Raw genomic sequence first — 17,300 nt, 5'->3', positions numbered from 1 at the left:
TTTTAAGGAATTTCTGGTGAACTGAAGATGCCTCGAACACAGCCAAGCAATATATCGAATATCGAGGCGAATATACGCAGTGCAATTGCAGGCATGTTCCTCCCCCTGATGCCCGCAGCCTTGATGAAAGGGATAATTGCATGCGAGCGCCCAATGTTTTTTCGGGCGCACCGTGATGCGGTGGAGAGCGGTAGATGCAGGCCCTAAGCCCGACCAAGCCGCAGGCGGACCCAGACACTGTAGCCAGTTTGGGAATGCGCGAGACGATCCTGTCGCACGCGATTGGCTTTCGAGCCAAAAAGAGAACGGCAAAAGAGCCGATGGCCGCCTGAGCAACTGGTCATCCCCTCATGCGCCCGTACTAGGTTAGCGTTCCGAGTATCAACTTGATATCTGTTTCGAGTAGAGATGGCGGTCGCCTTTGGGTGCCGCCATTTTTGCGGTCAGGTCGTAACCACTGGCTCACCATAGTGCTCGACCGTGGGGAAGGGTGCGTAGAAATGATGCAGCAGCGCTTTCCATTTTTCATATTCGGGCGAGCCGCGAAAACCTTCCGTATGGTCTTCAAGCGTTTGCCACTCAATCAGCAACAGATAGCGGTGGTCGTTCTCAACGCATGGCCGGACTTCCAGCCGGATAAAGCCGGGCATGACTGAGATGATCGCCTTTGCCTCCTGCATTGTGGTCTCGAACGCGGCGGTCTCTCCCGGTTTTATGTCGAGGATAGCTTGTTCTAGAATCATGGCTTTAACGCCTTTTTTGCGGTTTCGAGTGCATCCATGAACATGGCTTCGGTTAGCCGCCCTGTGTTCACATTATAGCGCGAGCAGTGGTAACTATCGACAAGGATCAGGCCGTTTGGCAGGCGATGCTCGGCCTTGTGGGCAAAAGGAAAGTCAGCCAGTCTGAAGCCAAAGTTCCTGAGCGTGGTGTCGTGGGCCACTTTGCCAAGCGCGAACAGCACCTTAAGGCTTGGAAGAGCATCAATGCGCGCCATCAGGAATGGCCTGCAGTTATTGACTTCCTGGCCGATGGGTTTGTTCTCGGGCGGTACACAACGCACCGCATTGGTGATCATAACACCTTGAAGTTCAAACCCGTCATCGGGGTGGTTTTCATTTTGCCCGTTAGACCATCCCATTTTCGTCAGGCAGTTGAACAGCAACTCGCCTGAAAAATCCCCGGTAAACGGTCGTCCGGTTTTGTTGGCACCTTTGAGGCCGGGTGCGAGGCCGACCACTAGAATGCTAGCACTCTCATCACCAAAACTGGCAACGGCGCCATTGAAATAGTCGGGGTAGGTTTTTTGGTTCGCGCGCCGAAAGGCCACAAGGCGCGGGCACAAACTACAGTTTGGCTTTGGCTCTGGCGGTATTTTTTTCTGGCGGGGCATGGGTTGCTTATCCCTGATCTAAGTGGATAACCCTGGGCTAAATAGAAAAGGCGGCCTGTTGAGCCGCCTTCTGCGTCCTCGTATACGTGTAGTTACGCGCTTTCGAGCTGTTCTTCAAACCCGGCATCGAAGGGTGCTGGAGCATCCGCCCGACGTGGCCCACCCCCTTTGCGGCCAATAATGCCGCGAAGGTCTTCAAGGTCAACAAACTGATCCGCTTGCCGCCTAAGCTCATCTGCGATCATGGATGGCTGCGTGGAATTGGAGCTGACAACCGTTGCCCTTACGCCCCGGCGCTGCACAGCTTCCAGCAGGCGGCGGAAGTCACCGTCGCCTGAGAACAGGATAACGTGGTCAAGCGCTTCGGAGATATTGAGCATATCCACGGCGATCTCGATATCCATGTTGCCCTTGATTTTGCGGCGGCCGTGCTCATCGGTAAACTCTTTCACGGGCTTGGTGACAAGCGTGAAGCCATTATAATCCAGCCAGTCTATGAGCGGCCGCAGCGGAGAATATTCCTGATCCTCCAAAATCGCCGTATAGTAGAAAGCTCGGATCAGCCGACCCTGCTGGGAGAAATGAGCCCGAAGGCTTTTATAATCAATTTCCATGTCTAGCGCGCGAGCGGTGGCATATAAGTTGGCACCGTCAATGAAGAGCGCGGTGCGTTCCTCTGGATAGAAAATCATCGTTGGTCCAATCGCATAATCAAAGAATATAAGGTTGCGGGGCAAATCTGAAATTGCAGATAAACTAGCTTCTCGCCGCGCAGTTAATTAATGGTAAATATTGTTACCTGAGTCCACTCTATCAAGGGCCGTTCAAGTAATTGTTATATGGAAAATTGTGATCAAAATATTGAGGTTTTACTAGCGTTTGGAGGCAATCTTCCGTCAAGCGTTGGTGCGCCCGGTGCTACCATTGGGGCGGCATTGGAAGCACTGGCATCAAGGGGCATCAAGCCGCTTGTTTTGTCATCCCTTTATAGCTCGCCTGCTGTAACGCTTGATGATGGAGCATACGCGCCTGAATACACTAACGCAGCCGGCCTGTTTTCCACCTCACATACGCCTGAAAAATTGCTCAAGGTTACCCAAGAGATTGAGGGGGCGTTTGGCCGCACCGCCGGAGCTCGATGGTCGGCGCGCACCCTTGATATCGACCTCTTGGCCTATGGTGGTGCGGTTTTGCCGCGCCGTGACGTATGGGTATCCCTTGAGGCGAGTGATGACCCGGCGGCTATATTAGCTGAGCCGGTTGTACCGCACCCACGGCTGCATAAAAGAGGCTTTGTGTTGAAGCCGCTTTATGACGTAGCTCCCCTGTGGCGGCACCCGGTGTTGGGACATACGGTGTCAGCCATGCTTCAGGGTGCAGAGAATAGCGGGCTGTGTGCCGGTATTGAAAAACTTGCGCGCCCTTTGGTGTATCAGGCAAAATAAGGCGATTCTCGGCTTTACACTGGGGGTATGCGCCTGTATAAGCGGGCGCTCGTATCAAAAGCGGCGACCTGCGCACGCTTTTATGATCAAGAATTTTGGAGATATAGCATGGCTCGCGTCACCGTTGAGGATTGTGTAGATAAAGTTACCAACCGGTTTGATCTGGTTTTGGCGGCTGCACAACGTTCTCGCCAGATTTCAAGCGGCGCTCCGCTCGAAGTTGAGCGCGACAATGACAAAAACGCCGTTGTTTCCCTGCGTGAGATCGCTGAGGAAAAAGTGGTACCAGACACACTTCTGGAATCCGTTATTCACAGCATGCGTAAGGTTGTGGAATCAGATGAGCCGGAAGAGGTTGATATGTCCATCCTGATGGCTGGCATGGATGATGGCGCGAAAAAAAGCGCTGAATAATCCACAACTTCAGTACAGAATTCGAAAGCCCGGCCCTTGCGGTCGGGCTTTTTTGTTGCGGCGTGACCATGTCGGGGGAAAAACCGCGCTTAGGCTCACATAGGTGCTGGATAATTTTGTCAGAATAGTTATTTCTTAATTATATATTTGTTCCGAAGTTTTCAGATGAAGGTTAGCCGGTGATCCGTCAGTTCGAGCTTGTTGAAAAGGTCAAAGCTTACGACAAAAATGTCGATGAGGCGCTTCTCAACAGGGCTTATGTATTTGCAATGAAGGCACATGGCCCGCAGATGCGGGCATCTGGCGACCCGTATTTTTCGCACCCTCTTGAGGTTGCAGGCATCCTCACTGACATGAAACTCGACGGCAATACCATTGCAACGGCACTGTTGCATGATGTGGTTGAGGACACGGTCGCCACCATTCCCGAGATTGAAGAGCTTTTTGGCCCAAAGGTGGCCGAGCTTGTGGATGGTGTAACCAAGCTTTCCAAGATCGAGATGCAGACGGAAAGCCTGAGGCAGGCGGAAAACTTCCGTAAGTTCCTGCTGGCCATGTCCAATGATATTCGCGTACTTTTGGTAAAGCTGGCGGACCGGCTGCATAACATGCGCACGCTGTTCTATATCAAAAAGCCGGAAAAGCGCCGCCGCATTGCGATTGAAACGCTCGAGATCTATTCACCGCTTGCGGAACGCATTGGCATGCACGCAATGAAAGATGAACTTGAGCATCTTTCATTCCAGCATCTTGACCCTGAGGCGATGGAATCGATCAATGCGCGCCTGCATTATCTGATCGAGGAAAGCCCCGATCTTGAGAAAGACATGGTGGCGGCGCTCACCAAGCTGATGAGCGAACACGGGATTGACGCGAAGGTAAGCGGGCGTATCAAGCGGCCTTATTCGATCTGGCGCAAGATGGAGCGACAGAATATCCCGTTCGAGCTACTCTCGGATGTGATGGCTTTCCGGATCAAAGTGGATGATGTTGAAACCTGTTACCGTTCCCTCGGTGTTGTGCATCAGCAGTTTCCAATGGTGCCGGGCAGGTTCAAGGATTATATCTCAACGCCCAAGCGCAACTTCTACCGCTCCATCCACACCACGGTAATGGGGCCACAGAATTACCGGCTGGAAATTCAGATACGCACCCACAAGATGCATGAGCAGGCCGAAATCGGTGTGGCGGCGCATTGGCAGTACAAACAGAATGCTGACAATGTTGAAGGCTCGCAATACCGCTGGGTGCGGGAGCTTCTGGAGATCCTTGAGCATACCGCAGACCCGGAAGAATTCCTTGAACATACCAAGCTTGAGATGTTCCAGGACAAGGTCTTCTGCTTCACCCCCAAGGGAGAGCTGATTTCCTTGCCGCGCGGCTCATCCACCGTTGATTTTGCCTATGCCGTACATACAGAGGTGGGCGACCACTGCGTTGGCGCCAAGGTAAACGGGCGCATGGTACCGCTAAGGCATCAGCTGGAGAACGGCGATCAAGTACAAATCCTAACGTCCAAAGGGCAGGCGCCGTCGCCCCGTTGGGAAAGTTTTGTGATTACCGGCAAGGCGCGGTCTGCAATACGCCGGCACGTGAAAACCAAACAGCGCACAGAATATGGCCAGCTCGGTAAAACGCTGATTGAAAAGGCCTGCCGCCGCAACGGGCTTGATTTCTCAAGCCAGGTGATCACCCAGGCTGCCAAGGTACTGAACCTTGAAGACGCTGACATGCTTTATGCGCTTGTAGGGCAAGGCACATTGACGGAGGATGAAATCTTGCGCGCCGCATTCCCTGGCTTCAAGGAAGATGCTCGCGCCGAAGGTTTGCCGAGCGTGCACCACGACTGGGAGGCCGTGCGGGAAGGCGCGCTGCCGATCTCTGGCATGAACCCGGAAGGCGCTGTGCACTTTGCTGAGTGCTGCCACCCCGTGCGCGGTGACCGTATTGTGGGTATTCGTATCCCCGGCAAAGGCGCAGAAATCCACACAATCGATTGTGCCCAGCTTTCTGACTATGACGACAAGCCTGATTTGTGGATCGACCTTCGTTGGGAAGACAATGAGGAAGACAACGCTTTTTATGCTGGCCGCCTGCGTCTTGAAGTGGTGAACGAGCGCGGCGCGCTGGCCACTATTGCATCGCTGGTGTCCAAAGCGGGGGGTAACGTCTCCAACCTTGTCATCTCAGAGCGTGATCCCGAGTTTTATATCATGATCGTCGATGTTGAGGTGAGGGACGTGAAGCACCTCAATGACATCAGCCGTACCCTGCGGGTCAGCCGCGTTATCAGCCGGGTGGATCGCGTCGCGGGCTAAAAGGCCCCACAGCGGTGATTTTGCTTGACGATTGGCCCCCCGCGCTCTATCCGCCGAAGGCGCAACGACCCCATTCCAAGCGACAGGAGCACATTTCATGGATCAGGAAACGGTATTAGGTGAATTCCGCGATGCTGGCGCGCTACTTGAAGGCCATTTCAAGCTTTCATCTGGCTTGCATAGTTCCGTGTATCTGCAATGTGCACGCGTACTGATGGACCCGGCACGCGCCGGTCGCCTTTGTGCTGCATTTGCGGATAAACTCCGCGCAACCGGCGTGGAGGTTGATCTGGTGGTAAGCCCTGCTATGGGCGGGGTGATCGTGGGGTATGAAGTGGCGCGGCAGCTGGGTGTTGACGGAATCTTTACTGAACGGGTTGAGGGTGAGTTTGCCCTGCGACGTGGTTTCGAAATTCCGAAAGGCGCGCGTATCCTGATGATGGAAGATGTGATCACCACGGGCCTGTCGTCGCGGGAATGTATTAAAACCATCCATGAATGGGGTGGTGATGTTGTGGCCGCTGGCTGCCTTGTTAATCGGTCCGGCGGTGATGTCGATGTTGGCGCGCCGATCACGTCGCTCGTGAATATCAATGCACCGGCCTATGAGCCAGATAACCTGCCGGATGAGCTGAAAGCCATTCCAGCAATCAAACCGGGTAGCCGTGGGCTTAAATCCTAATGTGAGAAGCGCAAATGCTGTTCAGGCGGCGTACAGGACTGCCATGGTGGCGCAAATTGGCGAGTTGGCTTTGGCCAAGCTCGGGCTTTAGGCGTGCGGGCCAATATCTTTGGCACCGTATTGCGCGGCTGCCGGGTACGGCGCATAGTATAGCGGGTGGTGTGGCTGCGGGGGCGGCGGTTTCCTTCACGCCGTTTATTGGGCTGCATTTCCTGATGGGTTTTGCCTTGGCGTGGCTTACACGGGGCAATCTGGTTGCTGCTGCTATTGGTACAGCGATAGGAAACCCCTGGACATTCCCGTTCATTTTTACGCTGACGGGGCAGGTGGGTACGCTGATTTTGGGTGAACATGTCGCAGGGCATGTGCCTGAGTGGAGCTGGGATGCGCTGTTTGATGCACCGATTACCTATCTCAGCTCTTTCCTGCCGATTGTTTTTCCGCTTATTGTAGGCGGTATTCCCGTGGCGGTGATTGTCTGGTTGTTATTCTATTTCTCATTCAAGGGTCTATTGACCGGCTATCGCTCCGCCCGGCAGATCAGGTTGCAAGAAAAAAAGCGCCCCGGTGAGACTGACGCAGGTCAGGCTGGTTAGGGGCAAAAAAGGCAGGCTATGAGAAGGAATAAACTGCGCCTAGGCGTGAACATTGACCATGTGGCCACCATTCGCAATGCGCGTGGTATCCGCCACCCGGACCCTGTGCGGGCTGCGGGGCTTGCCGTGCTTGCGGGCGCTGACGGTATAACCGCGCATCTGCGCGAGGACCGTCGCCATATCTCTGACGAAGATATAGCATCCCTTTCAGACGTGCTTGCTGTGCCGCTCAACCTTGAGATCGCCGCAACTGACGAGATGCTTGAGATTGCGCTTCGTCACAAGCCGCATGCCTGCTGCCTTGTGCCAGAAAAACGGCAGGAACTGACTACAGAAGGTGGCCTTGACGCTGCCGGGCAGCATAACCGGCTCAAGCATTATGTGGATGAATTGAGCCGCGCCGGTATCCGGGTCAGCCTTTTTATCGACCCCGATGAGACACAGCTTGATGCGGCTATCTCCCTCGGTGCGCCGGTCACGGAAATCCATACCGGTGCTTATTGTGAACTGACGGGTGACGCACGCGCGGAAGAGCTTGAACGTATCAAAAAAGCGGTTGCTTATGGGTATGGTAAAGGGCTTGAGATGCACGCGGGTCACGGTCTTTCCTATGAGACGGTGAAACCTATCGCGGAAATCCCTGAGTTGATGGAACTGAATATCGGCCACTTCCTGATTGGCGAGGCCATTTTCCACGGGTTAGAAGCCTCGATCGTTGAGATGCGCCGCCTGATGGATGAAGCGCGCGGCGTGGTGCCAAATGGGGCCACAGGCGCATGAGCGGGCGCAAGACAATCGCGGGGTATACCTTCAGTAGACCAAGTTACCTTCAGGAAGCGCTCACTCATCCATCCCTCTCTGGTACCCACAACTACCAACGGCTTGAGTTTCTGGGGGACAGGGTGCTGGGGTTGGTGATCTCCACGTGGCTTCTGGAGGCGTATCCGACTGAGGCGGAAGGCAAGCTCAACCGCCGGTTCACCGCCCTTGTGCGGCGTGAAACTCTGGCCGAGATGGCCTATAGGCTGGGCTTCTCTGACGCGCTTAAGCTGACGCCAGGCGCGGAAGCTGAGGGCACACGCGACAAGGAAGCCGTGCAGGCTGACGTGACAGAGGCCGTGATCGGCGCCATGTATCTGGACGGCGGCTTTGACGTCGCAAACATATTTATCCGTAAGCACTGGGCACACCTGATGAAGGAAGGGCCAAGTGCTTACAAGGACTGTAAAACATTGCTACAGGAATGGTGTCAGGCACGCGGGCTGCCACTGCCGTACTACCGTATGGTGGAACGCACAGGCCCCGATCATAACCCTGAATTCACGATTGCAGCGACCGTAGAAAATCATGGCGAAGCGCATGCCACAGGCAGCGCCAAGCGACAGGCTGAGCAAGCGGCCGCAGGGGCTTTGCTTGCCAAGCTGACAGGAGAGAGTGAATGACAGAAGTAGCTGCGGGCGCACCGCGCTGCGGATTTGTGGCGCTTATCGGGGCGCCAAATGCGGGGAAATCCACCCTCCTGAACGCCCTTGTGGGTGCCAAGGTTGCGATTGTGACGCATAAGGTACAAACCACCCGCACCAAGGTGACGGGTATTGGTATGTATGAAAACACACAGCTTGTGTTTATCGATACCCCCGGCATTTTTGAACCCAAGCGCCGCCTTGACCGCGCGATGGTGAACGCTGCCTGGAAGGGTTCTGAAGATGCTGAGATGACCGTTCTGCTGATTGATGCCAAAAAAGGCATGAACGAAGAAGTAGAGCGCATCATCAAGGGGCTCAAGAACGCCAAACGCCGCGTTATTCTGGCCATCAACAAGATTGATACCGTGCGCCGCGAACAGCTTCTCGCACTGGCGCAAAGCCTGCACGAAGAAGGTGTGTTTGATGAGATTTTCATGATCTCGGCGCTCACGGGTGATGGTGTACAAGACCTGAAGGCGCATTTATCTGGCCTGTCGCCCGAAGGGCCGTGGATGTACCCCGAGGACCAGATCGCAGACGTAACCATGCGCCTTTTGGCGGCAGAGATTACGCGCGAGAAGATATACCTGCGCCTGCATGACGAGTTGCCCTACGCCACAACAGTGGAAACCGAGAAATGGGAAGACCGCAAGGACGGTAGTGTCCGCATCGAGCAGGTGATCCATGTGGAGCGCGACAGCCAAAAAGGCATCGTGATCGGCAAGCAGGGTTCAATGCTTAAAATTCTGGGCCAGCTGGCGCGTGAAGATATGCAGGAAAACTTCGACCGTAAGGTCCATCTGTTCCTGCATGTGCGCGTGACAGAGCGCTGGGCAGAAGACCGCACCATGTACAAGGACATGGGCCTCGACTTCGTAGAATAGGCACCCGTCGTGGAATGGCAGGATGAAGGTATCGTTCTTTCCGTCTCCCGGCATGGGGAGGCGGATGCCGTTCTTGAGGTGATGACCCGCGACCACGGTCGCGCGCGCGGTTTCATCAAAGGCGGGCTTGGCCGTCGCAACAAAGCCAACCTGCAGGTGGGTAACAGGCTTTCGCTCAAATGGTATGCGCGACTGGAGGCTAACCTTGGCCGTTTTACTGTTGAGCTGATCCACAGCCCGCTTGGACAGATGATGGGGGAGGGCAGCCGCATATCAGCGTTGTCCGCCATCACGGCTGTCGTGGCCTCCACTTTGCCAGAGCGGGAAGCCCACGTGAGTGTGTTTGAAGCACTTGAGGCGCTTATAGCGCTTCTTGAGCATGACGGTGGTTCTCCGCCACAGTGGGGCGGTGCGCTTGCACGCATGGAGATGGGTATTTTGAGCGAGCTTGGCTACGGCCTTGACCTCAGCCAGTGTGCGGGCACAGGCGTGCGGGAAAATCTCGTGTATGTATCCCCAAAAACAGGGCGGGCGGTCAGCCTTGAGGCCGGGGGACCGTATAAGGAAAAATTGCTGCCGCTAGCGCCGTTCCTAACATCTGGGAAACTCTCTGACGCCACAGCGGAAGAAGCCGCGAGCGGCCTCGCGCTCACCGGTTATTTCCTTGAGCGCACCGTCTGGGCCGTGGCAGGCACAGGCCAACCACCAGCACGGGACCGTTTTCTGTCGACCCTCAGGCGGTTGAGCCGATAAGCCCCACAGTGAGGCAGGGCACTGCATACGCGTATTTTTTCTATCCGCAATAGATGGTGAAAATCTTTTGTGGATAACCACAACATCTTGTGGCGTTTTCGATTCCGATTGTTATAGTTGGCGCCATGACGACACATCCTGAGTTTACTGAAAATATCATCGAGGCACCGTTCGCGAATGCACTGAGCGAACGTTACCTCGCGTACGCAATGTCTACCATCATGTCCCGCTCATTGCCGGACGTGCGCGACGGGCTTAAACCCGTGCACCGCAGGCTGCTTTACGCCATGCGTCTTTTGAAGCTGGACCCAAAAACCGGCTACAAAAAATGTGCCCGCGTGGTGGGGGATGTTATTGGTAAATATCACCCTCACGGTGACCAATCTGTCTATGACGCCATGGTGCGTCTGGCGCAGGATTTTGCTGTGCGTTTCCCGCTGGTGGACGGGCAGGGCAACTTCGGCAATATCGACGGCGATAATGCGGCGGCGATGCGGTACACTGAGGCGCGCCTCACAGAAGTTGCCGCAGCCCTCATGGAATGGCTGGATGAAGACGCCGTTGATTTCCGGGAAACCTATGACGGGGAAGATTCTGAGCCCATCGTTTTCCCCGGTGCGTTCCCGAACCTGCTCGCGAACGGCTCAAGTGGTATCGCTGTGGGTATGGCCACCAATATCCCGCCCCATAATGTGGGTGAGTTGATAGACGGTCTGCAATTGCTTATTGAAGCGCGGCGAGACCCGGCGCGCGAGGTAACGGTGCGTGACCTGATGGACCGCATACCGGGGCCGGATTTCCCGACCGGTGGCCAGATTGTGGAAAACCGCGAGACCATCGAGCACGCCTATGAAACAGGCCGGGGTGCTTTGCGGGTGCGGGCACGGTGGGAGCGGGAAGACCTCTCACACGGCCAGTATCAGATCGTGCTGACGGAAATCCCGTATCAGGTTCAGAAATCCAAGCTGATCGAGAAGATCGCTGAGCTGATCAACGACAAAAAACTGCCGATTCTTACCGATGTGCGCGACGAATCCACCGAGGAAATTCGGGTGGTGCTGGAGCCGAAGAACCGCTCGGTTGATGAAAAAGTATTGATGGAGAGCCTGTTCCGCATGACGGAACTTGAGGTGCGTTTCTCCCTCAATATGAACGTGATTGCCTATGACGGCAGGCCTCGTGTGCTTTCGCTCAAGGAAGTGCTGGACAGTTTCCTTGATCATCAGATCGATGTGCTGCTGCGCCGTAGCAACTACCGCCTTGAGAAGATCGAGCGCAGGCTGGAGATCCTGTCTGGCTACCTGATTGCCTATCTCAATCTTGATGAGGTGATCCGCATCATTCGTGAAGAGGATGACGCAAAAGCCAGCCTGATGAGCACCTTCAAGCTAACGGACAACCAGGCCGAAGCGATCCTCAACATGCGCTTGCGGGCCTTGAGGAAGCTTGAGGAAATGGAGATCCGGACCGAGCATTCCAAGCTTGAGGACGAGAAGTCCAAACTGAATGCGCTTATTGCGTCTGAAGCCCTGCAGTGGATCGCGGTTGGTGACAAGCTTTCAGAGGTTAAAGAAAAATTCGGGCCCGAAACGACCCTTGGTAAGCGCCGTACACGCTTTGGCGATGCACCAACGGCTGAGGTCGTGCCGATTGAGGCCATGATCGAGAAAGAGCCGATTACGGTGCTTTGCTCGAAACGTGGCTGGGTGCGGGCGCTTAAAGGGCACGCAAAACCAGAGGAAGAACAGAAGTATAAAGAAGGTGATGAGGAGCGGTTCCGCTTCCATGCCTATACCACTGACAAGCTGTTCCTGTTTGCGACCAATGGCAAGATGTACACGCTGGGGGCTGACAAGCTTCCAGGCGGGCGCGGCAACGGTGAGCCCGTGCGCCTGATGGTGGATATGGACGCGAACGACGAGATCGTCTCGCTTCTGCCATACCAGCCGGGCGGCAAGCTCTTTGTCGCGAGCTCACTGGGTAAAGGTTTTGTGCTGGAGGCTGATCAGGCTGTTGCGATGAAAAAGGGCGGCAAACAGCTCCTGAACGTGAAGGGCGATGTGGTTGCCACACACTGCATGGCCGCAGACGGTGACAGCGTTGCCGTGATTGGTGATAACCGCAAACTGCTGGTGTTCGAGCTTGATGAAATACCAACTTTGGCACGGGGACAGGGTGTTGCCCTACAGCGCTACAAGGATGGCGGCATGGCGGATGTGACAATCTTCCACAAAGCTGAAGGGCTGACGTGGCCGATGGGGGGCAACTCAGATCGTTGGCGTACGGAAACCGACCTGACACCATGGACAGGCAAGCGCGGTAACGCAGGCCGCCTGCCACCGATGGGCTTCCCGCGAAACAACAAGTTCCACTAAGCGGTGGTAATAAAATGAAAAAGCGCCGATGTGAAAACACCGGCGCTTTTGCTTTTAGGTATTACCCAGTTTAGGGCATTGCCCTGATTATTTTTTCGGCTGCATGTTAAAGGCGTTCAGTTTATTGCCTTCAATGTCGCGAAAATAACCCGCATAAAAGCCCATTTCCTCGCCGCCGCGAAGCCCGGGTTCACCTTCGCATGTACCGCCAAGCTCAATGGCTTTGGCGTGGTATTTATCAACGGTCTCGCGGTCTGGAGCCACAAGCGCGACCATCACGCCGTTGCCAACTGTGGCCGGTTCCCCGTTATAAGGCTTGGCCAAAGCGAACATTGGCACGCCCGGCCCGGTTGTCCAGGCTTTGAAAGTGTCCCAATCCCAGGCGCGTTTTGCACCAACAACGGAAAACAGCTCATCATAGAAGGCTGCCAGCTTGTCCATGTCATTCGCGCCCAGTGTTGTATAACCGATCATTGTTTATCCTCTCTCGTGTCCCTAAAGTGCCCAGATTGGCCACCTGTTCCTGATATGGCCACCTGAGTGATTTGTGGCAACACCACATTCCTGCATGTTAGATATGCCACTGTTGTATGGATACTGAAAAACTTGCTAGAATAACTTTCGTTCAAGTTGAGCGGTTGGCGAAATGTTAAACATTTCAAGCCAATATGGGCATGTTTAGAGCGAATAATAAACCTTGGGGTTCACTTGGATAATAACCACAAATCGAAACACTGCTCAGGCGATGATCAGGTGGATATGCTTGTCTCGATCAAGCGTAAGGAAGAGCAGTTCCGCATCTTGAACAGCTTCGCGGTTTCCCTGATCCAGATCACCAATGTGGAAGACCTCGCCTGGTATGTTGCCAAGGAGGTGGTTGGCCGCCTTGGTTTTGTGGATTGTGTTTTTTATGAATATGACGCGGCCCATGGCGTGCTTGTGCAGCGCGCCGCGATCGGTGAGAAAAACCCGGAAGGCCGCACCATCCTCAACCCCCTTGATATACCGCTTGGTCGCGGTGTCACCGGTAGTGTTGCGAAAACCGGCAAGCCTGAACTGATCGACGATGTTTCAAAATGTGCGGACTATGTAGCTGATATTGCGCAGGCTGGGTCTGAGCTGTGTGTACCACTTCTTTATGGGCGGGAAATATTGGGTGTGATCGATTGTGAGGACCCGCGCATTGGGCACTTCACAGAAGAGCATCTTGACGTACTTCTCTCAGTCGCATCCCTGGCGAGCTCAAAACTGGCGGAATGCCGCGTGCTAAGGCAGTTGCAAGGGCAGGCACAGGTGCTAAGCCAGGTGCGGGAAGCCGTGGTTGTCACCGATGTACGTGGCCGCCTGACCGAATGCAACGACGGTGCGGCCGCTCTCTTTGGCGCTCCTCGCGAAAGGCTTATCGGCACCAATATCGCCGACCTGATGGCGAATGAGCGCGGCTGGCGGTACGACAGGGTCAACATTCTGCACCAGATAAGTGCCGCCGGTGAATGGCGGGGCTTCTTGGACCTTAAAACCAAGGACGGTGAGGCACTGACGGTGGATGCAAGCCTCACAATGCTTAGGGATGACAATGGCAAACGCATCAGTGTGGTCGGTGTTGCCCGAGATGTAACAGACCTGTTGCGTGCCGAACGTGCGATTTTAGAGAAGAATGAAGCGCTTGAGCGTAAACAGATCGAGCTTGAAAAAGCCCTGATTGAGGGCGAGGCTGCCCGGCGTGCCAACAGGGCGAAAGACGCTTTCCTCGCGAATACGAGCCATGAGCTGAGAACACCACTCGCGGGTGTGATAGGCATGATCGACCTTCTCGGTGATGAAGGTTTGACCCCCAAGCAGCAAAAGCTTGTGGAAACCGCGAATGTCAGCGCCCATACACTTTTGACCATTATTGACGATATTCTTGACCTCGCGAAGATGGAGGCTGGCACGCTGAGGCTGAGGCCCAGCGAGTTCGACCCCAGTGATCTGATCGAGAAAGCGGCGGCCACGCTACGACCGGCAGCGGAGATGAAGGGGCTGAACCTGAATGTACACCTGGCCCATAATGCGCCGAAATGTGTGCTGGGGGACGAAAGCCGTATCCGGCAGGTGCTGTTCAACCTTATTGGCAACGCGGTGAAATTTACGGATGAGGGACGTGTTGATGTCACCATGTCCTTCCGACCCGATGGGCCCGGTGTGTGCATGCGGCTTGAGGTCAGGGACACGGGCGCGGGGTTCAAACAAAGCGATAGCGAGAAGATATTCGGTCGGTTTGAACAGCTTGATGGCTCCACAACCAAAAGTGTCGCTGGCACCGGGCTCGGGCTCTCCATCAGCCGGGAACTAGCCCATATGATGCGGGGCACTTTGGAAGCGAGCGGCGAGCCCGGTGTTGGTGCTACCTTTGTGCTTTCGGTGCCCTTGCGCCCAGTGGAAAAAGCCGGCGTTGTCGATGATGGTGCACAGGCTGTTAAACCACCTGCCGCAGCTGCAACCCGCCAGTTGAAGGTGTTGGTGGCTGAAGATAACAACATCAACCAGATCCTGATTGTGAAGCTGCTTGAGCGCTATAAGTGGGAGCTGAAGCTGGTGTCGAACGGCCTTGAGGCTTTCGAGGCGCTGGATGAGGCGGAGGACTTCGATCTCATATTGATGGATATTCGCATGCCAGTGATGGACGGTGTGGAGGCAACGATCCTGATCCGCCGCCGCCGCGATGCTTATGCCAACATGCCGATTATTGCCCTCACCGCCAATACGATGGAGAGCGATAAAAAAGCCTATGCAGAAGCGGGGATTGATGCGGTTGTTGGCAAACCGGTGGACCGGGAACTGTTGATCAACACCATCGACAACGTGCTTGCCACGCGGCAGGCGAAAGCTGGTTAAGGGCGCCCTGTTCGCTAGAACAAGAGACCCGGTAGCCAGGTCACCAGCTCAGGCTTTGCCGCTATCAGCAACAAGGCCAGCAATTGGATAATCACAAAAGGTATCACACCACGGTAAATGGCCGTGGTTGGCACGCTTTCCGGTACTACACCGCGCAAGTAAAATAGCGCAAAACCAAACGGCGGAGTCAGGAAACTGGTTTGCAGGTTCATGGCGATCAGCACACCAAGCCAGATCGGGCCATAGGTGCCGTCCATTGCCAGAAGGGCGGGCGCCACCACAGGTACCACAACAAAGGTGATCTCGATAAAGTCGAGAAAGAAGCCGAGCACAAACATCAGCACCATCACGAGTAAGATGGCGGTAAACTGACCGCCGGGCAGGCCGTGCAACAGGTCTTCAATAGCAGCGTCACCACCCAGCCCACGGAACACCAGCGAGAACAGCGCAGCACCAATAAGAATGGCATAGATCATGGTGGAGATACGCACCGTTGATTTCAGTACTTCACTTAGCACATTAGCCCGGTACGTTTTGAAAAGCGCCCATGCAAGGCCACCGAGAAACGCGATGGTGAGTGCAATTGCGCCATAATAGGCGACCTGGTCACTTGTGGGCACTATTGCGCGCTCCATGCGCAGGTCTGCCACATTACTGATGCTCAGAAGCACAACAAGGCACATCAGCGCGCCAATCACCACCTTGCGGGTCAGGCCGTCAAGCCGTGCGGCCCCCAGCATGATGGCACCAATCGCACCAACAGAAGCTGCCTCAGTAGGGGTCGCGATGCCGGTGAGGATAGAGCCAAGCACCGCCACAATAAGCACCAGTGGTGGTGCCAGCGCCAGAAACAGCCGCCCGTAAAACGCGGCATCCAGCACATCGGTCTCCTCTTTGGGTATCGCCGGGCTTGCGTTTGGCCGCAGGATAGCAACCGCTATTTGATAGAGAATATACAAGCCCACCAACACAAGGCCGGGGATAAGCGCGCCGGCGAACAGCTCGCCTGCGCTCATGGGAATGGGGGAGAAATTGCCGTTGTTGAGCTGTGCCTGCTGCCACGCAGAAGAGATAACGTCAGCGAGCAGAATAAGCACGATTGAAGGCGGAATGATCTGCCCCAGGGTGCCAGCTGCCGCGATGGAGCCCGTTGCGAGGGAAGGGTCATACCCACGCTTGAGCATGGTTGGCAGGCTGAGAAGCGCCATGGTGACCACAGTTGCGCCCACAATACCGGTTGAGGCCGCGAGCAGCGCACCAACGATGGTAACAGAAATACCAAGGCCACCCCTGAGCGTGCCAAAGAGCCGCCCCATATTCTCAAGCAAATCCTCCGCCACGTTGGATTTCTCCAGCATCACTCCCATCGAGACGAAAAGCGGGATCGCGAACAGAAGCTCGTTGCGGATCACATTACCAAACAACCGGTTCGGCAGGATCTCAAGGAACGTGGCGTCCAGCGTACCGGTCGCCATGCCGATAAGGCCAAAAAGAAGCCCTGTGCCCCCAAGAGTGAAAGCCACCGGGAAGCCGCTCAGCAAAAAGCCCACGAGCACCACAAACATGCTGAGCACGAGGAAAATATGCATATCCATGGCTTAATCCTTCCCCAGAAGCGCGCGGCCATAGCGCATCAGGTCGGCCACAGCATGAAGTGACAGTGTGACGGCAAACAGCAAGAGCGTGGACTTGAGGATATAGATATACGGCAGGCCGCTTGCTTCAACACTGGTTTCCATAATCGTCCAGCTCTCTGTCACATAAGGCACAGAAGACATCCAGAACAGGATCAGGAATGGGATGAGAAGGAAAAGCGTGCCAAGGAAGTTTACGCGGGCTTGCGCGCGGGGTGCCATCTTTGAGTAGAAGATATCTACCCGCACATGCTCACCGCGCACAGCCGTGTAGCCCGCGCCACCCAAAAACATCAGTGCGTTAATATATTGGAGACTTTCCTGCAGCTGTATGCTGCCCGATTTGAACACATACACCAAGAGCACAACGGCAAACTGGATGAGGACAAGCAGAAGCGGCAGCACAGCAAGAACGCCGCCGCTTTTCTCAAGGAAAGCGTCAATCAGGGCAACAGGGCGCATG

Annotated in this window: 18 protein-coding genes; 12 read left to right on the top strand and 6 right to left on the bottom strand. The window is 55.1% G+C overall.

Translation table 11 applies throughout. The features are described from left to right. Positions 1-194 precede the first annotated feature (194 nt). Complete coding sequence (locus ACOOGA_RS01715; protein ID WP_420429339.1) at positions 195-332, top strand: hypothetical protein; 138 nt, start codon at positions 195-197, stop codon at positions 330-332. A gap of 111 nt (positions 333-443) precedes the next feature. Here the strand turns inward: ACOOGA_RS01715 and ACOOGA_RS01710 are convergent, their stop codons facing one another. The 3 genes from ACOOGA_RS01710 to ACOOGA_RS01700 form a co-directional block, all read right to left on the bottom strand. Then, positions 444-743: an antibiotic biosynthesis monooxygenase family protein gene (locus ACOOGA_RS01710; protein WP_417461069.1), complete on the bottom strand. Its 300-nt coding sequence runs from the start codon at positions 741-743 to the stop codon at positions 444-446. Then, positions 740-1,393: a uracil-DNA glycosylase gene (locus ACOOGA_RS01705; RefSeq protein ID WP_417461068.1), complete on the bottom strand. Its 654-nt coding sequence runs from the start codon at positions 1,391-1,393 to the stop codon at positions 740-742. The genes ACOOGA_RS01710 and ACOOGA_RS01705 overlap by 4 nt, the downstream gene beginning before the upstream one ends. Before the next feature lie 92 nt (positions 1,394-1,485). Then, on the bottom strand, positions 1,486-2,085 hold the full coding sequence (locus ACOOGA_RS01700) for an NYN domain-containing protein (RefSeq protein WP_417461067.1): 600 nt from the start codon (positions 2,083-2,085) through the stop codon (positions 1,486-1,488). Between the two features lie 147 nt (positions 2,086-2,232). Between ACOOGA_RS01700 and folK the strand changes: the two genes are divergently transcribed. The 10 genes from folK to parC all read left to right on the top strand — a co-directional run bounded on the left by folK (position 2,233) and on the right by parC (position 12,326). After that, complete coding sequence (gene folK, locus ACOOGA_RS01695; protein WP_417461066.1) at positions 2,233-2,838, top strand: 2-amino-4-hydroxy-6-hydroxymethyldihydropteridine diphosphokinase; 606 nt, start codon at positions 2,233-2,235, stop codon at positions 2,836-2,838. Between the two features lie 108 nt (positions 2,839-2,946). Then, positions 2,947-3,252 carry a DNA-directed RNA polymerase subunit omega gene (rpoZ, locus tag ACOOGA_RS01690; RefSeq protein WP_417461065.1) on the top strand — a complete coding sequence of 102 codons (306 nt, stop codon included), beginning with the start codon at positions 2,947-2,949 and terminating at the stop codon, positions 3,250-3,252. Positions 3,253-3,431: 179 nt separating this feature from the next. After that, on the top strand, positions 3,432-5,570 hold the full coding sequence (locus ACOOGA_RS01685; protein WP_417461064.1) for a RelA/SpoT family protein: 2,139 nt from the start codon (positions 3,432-3,434) through the stop codon (positions 5,568-5,570). 97 nt (positions 5,571-5,667) lie between these two features. Then, a complete protein-coding gene (pyrE, locus tag ACOOGA_RS01680) occupies positions 5,668-6,252 on the top strand; it encodes an orotate phosphoribosyltransferase (RefSeq protein WP_417461063.1) in 585 nt (194 codons plus the stop codon). A 56-nt stretch (positions 6,253-6,308) separates the two neighbouring features. After that, complete coding sequence (locus tag ACOOGA_RS01675; RefSeq protein ID WP_417461062.1) at positions 6,309-6,848, top strand: DUF2062 domain-containing protein; 540 nt, start codon at positions 6,309-6,311, stop codon at positions 6,846-6,848. A gap of 18 nt (positions 6,849-6,866) precedes the next feature. Further along, positions 6,867-7,628: a pyridoxine 5'-phosphate synthase gene (locus ACOOGA_RS01670; protein ID WP_417461061.1), complete on the top strand. Its 762-nt coding sequence runs from the start codon at positions 6,867-6,869 to the stop codon at positions 7,626-7,628. After that, positions 7,625-8,290, top strand: coding sequence for a ribonuclease III (gene rnc, locus ACOOGA_RS01665; protein WP_417461060.1), 666 nt, complete (start codon positions 7,625-7,627; stop codon positions 8,288-8,290). Before ACOOGA_RS01670 ends, rnc begins: the two co-directional genes overlap by 4 nt. Then, positions 8,287-9,198: a GTPase Era gene (era, locus tag ACOOGA_RS01660; protein WP_417461059.1), complete on the top strand. Its 912-nt coding sequence runs from the start codon at positions 8,287-8,289 to the stop codon at positions 9,196-9,198. The genes rnc and era overlap by 4 nt, the downstream gene beginning before the upstream one ends. Positions 9,199-9,207: 9 nt before the next feature. After that, positions 9,208-9,951 carry a DNA repair protein RecO gene (recO, locus tag ACOOGA_RS01655; RefSeq protein WP_417461058.1) on the top strand — a complete coding sequence of 248 codons (744 nt, stop codon included), beginning with the start codon at positions 9,208-9,210 and terminating at the stop codon, positions 9,949-9,951. Positions 9,952-10,076: 125 nt separating this feature from the next. Further along, a complete protein-coding gene (gene parC, locus ACOOGA_RS01650; RefSeq protein ID WP_417461057.1) occupies positions 10,077-12,326 on the top strand; it encodes a DNA topoisomerase IV subunit A in 2,250 nt (749 codons plus the stop codon). Positions 12,327-12,413: 87 nt separating this feature from the next. Here parC and ACOOGA_RS01645 read toward each other — a convergent pair whose 3' ends face one another. After that, complete coding sequence (locus tag ACOOGA_RS01645; RefSeq protein ID WP_417461056.1) at positions 12,414-12,800, bottom strand: VOC family protein; 387 nt, start codon at positions 12,798-12,800, stop codon at positions 12,414-12,416. Positions 12,801-13,034: 234 nt separating this feature from the next. On the opposite strand from ACOOGA_RS01645, the gene ACOOGA_RS01640 reads away from it, so the two are divergent. Continuing rightward, entirely contained in the window at positions 13,035-15,203 is a 2,169-nt protein-coding gene (locus ACOOGA_RS01640; RefSeq protein ID WP_417461055.1) for an ATP-binding protein, read from the top strand. Between the two features lie 14 nt (positions 15,204-15,217). On the opposite strand, the gene ACOOGA_RS01635 is transcribed toward ACOOGA_RS01640, so the two are convergent. Then, on the bottom strand, positions 15,218-16,798 hold the full coding sequence (locus ACOOGA_RS01635; RefSeq protein ID WP_417461054.1) for a TRAP transporter large permease: 1,581 nt from the start codon (positions 16,796-16,798) through the stop codon (positions 15,218-15,220). Positions 16,799-16,801: 3 nt separating this feature from the next. Beyond that, complete coding sequence (locus ACOOGA_RS01630; protein ID WP_417461053.1) at positions 16,802-17,299, bottom strand: TRAP transporter small permease subunit; 498 nt, start codon at positions 17,297-17,299, stop codon at positions 16,802-16,804. Position 17,300: the final 1 nt, after the last annotated feature.

The sequence above is a fragment of the Kordiimonas sp. genome, from assembly GCF_965216265.1.
Classification (GTDB): Bacteria; Pseudomonadota; Alphaproteobacteria; order Sphingomonadales; family Kordiimonadaceae; genus Kordiimonas.
This window is presented reverse-complemented; position numbering and strand designations above follow the sequence as displayed.